The 3,902-nt window shown below is 72.1% G+C and carries 6 protein-coding genes and 1 pseudogene; 3 read left to right on the forward strand and 4 right to left on the reverse strand.

All coding sequences use genetic code 11. The features are described 5' to 3' along the window. Window positions 1-187 (reverse strand): annotated as a pseudogene (locus tag IH13_RS42420) (helix-turn-helix domain-containing protein); the annotation flags it as partial. Between the two features lie 102 nt (window positions 188-289). Continuing rightward, window positions 290-1,669 carry an NsdA family TPR-like regulatory protein gene (locus IH13_RS0118595; RefSeq protein ID WP_110085021.1) on the reverse strand — a complete coding sequence of 460 codons (1,380 nt, stop codon included), beginning with the start codon at window positions 1,667-1,669 and terminating at the stop codon, window positions 290-292. Between the two features lie 129 nt (window positions 1,670-1,798). On the opposite strand from IH13_RS0118595, the gene IH13_RS43480 reads away from it, so the two are divergent. The 3 genes from IH13_RS43480 (at window position 1,799) to IH13_RS0118610 (ending at window position 3,067) form a co-directional block, all read left to right on the forward strand. Next, window positions 1,799-1,957, forward strand: a complete 159-nt coding sequence (locus tag IH13_RS43480; protein ID WP_158791216.1) for a hypothetical protein — start codon at window positions 1,799-1,801, stop codon at window positions 1,955-1,957. Further along, window positions 1,954-2,187: a hypothetical protein gene (locus IH13_RS0118605; protein WP_037841741.1), complete on the forward strand. Its 234-nt coding sequence runs from the start codon at window positions 1,954-1,956 to the stop codon at window positions 2,185-2,187. Before IH13_RS43480 ends, IH13_RS0118605 begins: the two co-directional genes overlap by 4 nt. Before the next feature lie 61 nt (window positions 2,188-2,248). Further along, window positions 2,249-3,067, forward strand: a complete 819-nt coding sequence (locus IH13_RS0118610) for a site-2 protease family protein (RefSeq protein ID WP_031085866.1) — start codon at window positions 2,249-2,251, stop codon at window positions 3,065-3,067. A gap of 1 nt (window position 3,068) precedes the next feature. Here IH13_RS0118610 and IH13_RS0118615 read toward each other — a convergent pair whose 3' ends face one another. After that, window positions 3,069-3,251 (reverse strand): hypothetical protein, encoded by a 183-nt coding sequence (locus tag IH13_RS0118615; protein WP_031085867.1) that lies wholly within the window; start codon window positions 3,249-3,251, stop codon window positions 3,069-3,071. 84 nt (window positions 3,252-3,335) lie between these two features. Continuing rightward, a partial coding sequence (npdG, locus tag IH13_RS0118620; protein WP_037841757.1) for an NADPH-dependent F420 reductase occupies window positions 3,336-3,902 on the reverse strand: 567 nt, incomplete at its 5' end.

Here is a 3,902-nt window from a genome sequence, read left to right on the forward strand (position 1 = left end):
GCGCCCCTGCCGCGTCGGCGGGCGGATCACCGTCCCAGACCTCGTCGACCAGCACCCCGGCCGGCACCGTGCGCCCCGGGTGCAGGGCGAGCACGGTGAGCAGGGCACGCAGCCGCGCCCCGCCGAGGGCTGCGGGGGTGCCGTCGTCGCGGAACGCGCGGGTGGTGCCGAGGATGCCGTAGTGCACCGGCCCATTGTCCTGCACGGCCGGGCGGGGGCGGACCCCGGTGCGGGACGCCGCGTGCGGCCGGGGCGCCCGGAGGGGGGTTGAGCGGCCGCCGGGCCGGGGTCACGCCTTGAGCGCCGCAATCGTCCGCACCCGCTCGCCCATCTCCCGCACGGCCCGCACCCGGCGGTGCGCGGCGAGGCTCTTCCGCATCGTCGCGAAGTGCTCGTCCCCCCGGGAGGTGGAGAGCACCATGTAGTCGTCGAGGAAGGTCCCCCACGAGGCACAGGCCTCTTCCACGTGTCCCCGTTCGAACTGCCGCTGCGCCAGTACGGCGTTCGCGTGCAACCGGCCCTGGCGCTCCTGACGTGGCAGGGCGGTGATCGACTGCTTCAGCGTGGCGATGGAGGCCGGCAGGTCCCGGCCCTCGTAGTGCACGTGCGAGACGTGGAAGAGGTAGGCCGCCCGGTCGTACCCTCCCACCGCCTCACGCCGGGAGTCGGCCTTCGACAGGGCGGTCTCCGCCTCCCGGAGCCGCACGAAGGCGGTTTTGCGGTCCTTGACCATCGCCGACGCGTGGGCCTGCTGGCCCCGGAGGAAGGCGACCAGCCGAGGGCCGGCCTTGGGCGCGGCCTCCGCCGCCGAGTCCGCGAGGTCGAGCGCCTTGCTGCCGTGGCGCAGATTGGACGCCTGCAGACTCATGCCTCGCAGCGTCCGGCAGTAGGTGAGCTGGTCCTGCGACTCACCGGCCAGCTTGAGCGCCTGGAGGTAGTACTTCTGACCCAGCCCGTGGGCCCGCTCGTACATGGCCATCCAACCCGTCAGGTACGTGAGGTCCGAGGCCGCCGTCAGCATCTCCCGGTGGACCGTCTCGCGAGCGCCTGCCCGGAGGTAGGGGGCCACGGTGTTCACCAGGAAGGCGGCGGCCATGGGACGTGCGTGCCCGCCGCCCAACTCGTCCAGGATGTCGGCGATCTTGTCGGTCATCCGCCGGACGACGTCCACCTCTCCCGGGCCGATCCGCGCGGCGGGCCCGGTGATCCGCTCCCGTTCTTCGGCGTTCGCGACATCGGCGAACAGCGGGACGGAGAGTGCGGCCGAGTAGACGCTCGCGGTCAGGAGGCCGCGCCGGGAAGGGTTCATGTCGTCCTTTCCGAGACCGAGCAGGGACTCGACGGTGTCACGGGGCTCGTCACCCGCGGCCGACTCCGGGCGGACGAGCCCGAGTTCGTCGTAGGTGACCGGTCGCCCCAGCGTGCGCTCGAACGCCGCGACGACCAGTGGCCTGACCCGCTCGTTCGGCTGGGACCCCCTGATCCAGGCGGCCACCGACGGCTGGCTGTAGGTGAGGCTCATGCCGGCCTCCGTCCCCAGGCGGTTGACCGCGTGCGCGAGCTTCGTCTCCGACCAGTTCGCCTGGTGGAGCAGGCTGCGGAGTGCTTCGTTGCGCTGCCGTCCGGACACTTCCGTCACGTCATCTCCCCCCGCGTTTATGGGATTCATGCTGTGCCCTCCTTTCCACGGTACCCGTCCGGGCACGCAGCGCGGTTAGCTCTACACGCACCGCAGTCGAGCGGTGCCGAGGACCGGCCCTTCCGCCCACCCGATGCCGCTCAGAGAGAGAACCGTGTGATGCCCCCGTGCGACGACACCTGCGACAGCGAACACCGCCTCCGCGTGCCCGAGCCGCCGCCCGCCCCCAGCCCCGGCCTCATGCGGCGCGCCGAGCGGGGCTGGGCGCGGTTCCTGCACCGGGGCGAGGGCCCCGTCAAGACGGGGGACGCCTCGTGAACCCGCCCGGCACCACCGGAGACGAGCCGCATCCCCTGCTCCACACCCGGGTCCGGGACATCCCCAGCCGCACCGAGGGGGAACTCACGGCCGTCACCCGTGAACGCCACCGCGGCGGCGTCCGGCGCATCGCGCACATCCGCCCCGTCGACGGCGTCGTGTTCGCCACCTCGGCCGACAACATCGAGCCCGCTCTCGGCCCGGTCCCCGCTCCCGGTGACCCGCCCTGAAAGCGTCCGGGCGGGGCAGGCGGCCTTGGGTACTGTTGCCTTCCCGCCCTCAGGAGTCGCCATGACCACCGCCTACCGCCGGAGCGACCGCAGCGACCGGCGGATCAGTCCGGTCTTCCTCGTGATCGCCGCCGTGATGGTCCTCGCGGGCTGGGCGGTGTGGACGGGCTTCGCCGAGCAGACCGGTTTCGCGGTCTTCCTCTTCGTCACCGCCGCCTGGATCGTCTCGCTCTGCCTGCACGAGTACGCGCACGCGCGCACCGCCCTGCACAGCGGGGACGTCTCGATCGGGGCGAAGGGCTACCTCACGCTGAACCCGCTGAAGTACACCCACGCGCTGCTCAGCATCGTGCTGCCGGTGCTCTTCGTGATCATGGGCGGCATCGGTCTGCCGGGTGGTGCGGTCTACATCGAGCGGGGGCGGATCAGCGGGCGGTGGAAGCACAGTCTGGTCTCGGCCGCCGGGCCGCTGACCAACGTCCTGTTCGCCGTCGTGTGCACGGCGCCGTTCTGGCTGGACGCGCTGGACGGTGTCCCGGCCGCCTTCCGGTTCGCGCTGGCGTTCCTGGCGCTGCTCCAGGTGACGGCCGCGATCCTCAACTTCCTGCCGGTGCCCGGGCTGGACGGCTACGGCGTGATCGAGCCGTGGCTCTCGTACGGGTTCCGGCGCCAGGTGGCGCCGTTCGCACCGTTCGGGCTGCTCGCGGTCTTCGCCCTGCTGTGGGTCCCGGAGCTGAACACGGTGTTCTTCGACGCCGTGCACGCCCTGCTGCGGGAGCTGGGCGTCAGCGAGTTCGAGACGTACTGCGGGCTGGACACCTACCGCTTCTGGCAGGAGTGGTTCGGCGACAGCAGTCCGGTGTGCGCGGTAGGGGCCTGAGTCAGGCCACCGCTTCCTTCTGCGCCTTGTGCCGGCGGACGTAGAACCACGTCATGTTGGACGAGAGGCCGACCAGCAGGACCCAGACGACCCCGAGGATGACGCCGCCCTGGACGAAGGAGACCACGGCCGCGGCGACGGCGAGCAGGCAGACGACGAGGGAGTAGAGAGCGAGACGGGGCATGAGGGCGGGTGCTCCTGTCGGGGGATGGTGCGCGGTCCCCTCCAGTGTCCCTCATGCCCGTTTCGGCTCGGGGCAGGGGCCCGCTCAGACGTCGGTGGTGCGCAGCCCCGCGTGTGCCTTGTAGCGGCGGTTGACCGAGATCAGGTTCGCGACCAGCGACTCGACCTGGTGGGCGTTGCGCAGCCGGCCCGCGAAGATCCCGCGCATGCCGGGGATGCGGTTCGCGAGCGCCTGCACGGTGTCGGTGTCGGCGCGGGCCTCGCCCAGCACCAGCACGTCGGTGTCGATCTTCTCGACCGACTCGTCCTGGAGCAGCACCGCCGACAGGTGGTGGAAGGCCGCGGTGACGCGGGAGTCGGGCAGCAGGGCGGCGGCCTGCTCGGCGGCGCTCCCCTCCTCGGGCTTGAGGGCGTAGGCGCCCTTCTTGTCGAAGCCGAGCGGGTTGACGCAGTCGACGACGATCTTGCCGGCGAGCTCCTCGCGCAGGGACTCCAGCGTCGCGGCGTGCCCCTCCCACGGCACGGCGACGATCACGACGTCGCTGCGCCGCGCGCACTCGGCGTTCTCGGCGCCCTCGACGCCGTGGCCGATCTCGGCGGCGGCGCTCTCGGCACGGTCGGCCGCGCGGGAGCCGACGACGACCCTCTGGCT

The organism is Streptomyces sp. NRRL WC-3549, from assembly GCF_000721935.1.
Lineage (GTDB): Bacteria > Actinomycetota > Actinomycetes > Streptomycetales > Streptomycetaceae > Streptomyces.

What these genes read in the sequence shown, in the direction of transcription:
- IH13_RS0118595 (WP_110085021.1), bottom strand. Translation starts at nt 1,669, where the DNA reads ATGAATCCCATAAACGCGGGGGGAGATGACGTGACGGAAGTGTCCGGA.
- IH13_RS43480 (WP_158791216.1), top strand. Translation starts at nt 1,799, where the DNA reads ATGCCCCCGTGCGACGACACCTGCGACAGCGAACACCGCCTCCGCGTG.
- IH13_RS0118610 (WP_031085866.1), top strand. Translation starts at nt 2,249, where the DNA reads ATGACCACCGCCTACCGCCGGAGCGACCGCAGCGACCGGCGGATCAGT.
- IH13_RS0118615 (WP_031085867.1), bottom strand. Translation starts at nt 3,251, where the DNA reads ATGCCCCGTCTCGCTCTCTACTCCCTCGTCGTCTGCCTGCTCGCCGTC.